Source organism: Methanoculleus sp. MH98A, assembly GCF_000691865.1.
Taxonomy (GTDB): Archaea; Halobacteriota; Methanomicrobia; order Methanomicrobiales; family Methanoculleaceae; genus Methanoculleus.
Map to the genome: position 1 here is coordinate 1 of NZ_JMIO01000290.1, position 669 is coordinate 669.

The window sequence follows — 669 nt, forward strand, 5'->3', positions numbered from 1 at the left end:
TCTGGAACATGGGGTTGATGAACTGACAGATCCTACGAAGCGCAAACCCGGGTCCAATGGAGGGGAAGCGGGGGATGAAGTTATCCGTGTGCGCCTGCCGAACAAGAGGAATCGGGAGATGTTCGGGAGCGCCGAACTGATGCTCGGGGCAAACCATATCAAGATCCGCTGCTTTGACGGGGTGACACGCACCGGGCGGATCAAGGGCAAGATCAAGAAGAAAGTCTGGATCCGGGAAGGAGACGTTCTGGTGATCGTCCCCTGGAGTTTCCAGGACGAGAAGTGCGATATCGTCTACCGATACACGAAACCCCAGGTAGAGTGGCTCCGGAAGAACCGGTATCTCTGATATCTTTTTTATCCGTAGCCTATTGCCCGCCGGAAAATCGGGCAGCGGCCGCAGAAGTGCTGTATCGGGTTCAAAAAAAAGATTAGATGTCGCGAATCTTGATCCTGTACTCTTTTATGACGAGTTTACTGACGTCGGTCCGTTCGTATTTACCATCAATGGCGGTCTTATCCATCCCGACCGAGGTGCCGGTCAGGTAGTTCTCCCATGCCGTCGAGTAGTCGCCCGACGAGCCGCCCGTATACTCTACCGTCACGTTGTCTCCGGGCCAAACCGGTATCGACTGCGTACTCGAATCTTCCAGGCTCATCCTCACCGTT

The 669-nt window shown here is 54.6% G+C and carries 1 protein-coding gene and 1 pseudogene; one reads left to right on the forward strand and one right to left on the reverse strand.

Going from position 1 to position 669, the window contains the following annotated elements:
• Position 1: 1 nt before the first annotated feature.
• Positions 2-349, forward strand: coding sequence for a translation initiation factor eIF-1A (eif1A, locus tag EI28_RS13010; protein WP_369792320.1), 348 nt, complete (start codon positions 2-4; stop codon positions 347-349).
• 82 nt (positions 350-431) lie between these two features.
• Here the strand turns inward: eif1A and EI28_RS13845 are convergent.
• Positions 432-669, reverse strand: a pseudogene (locus EI28_RS13845) (hypothetical protein); the annotation flags it as partial.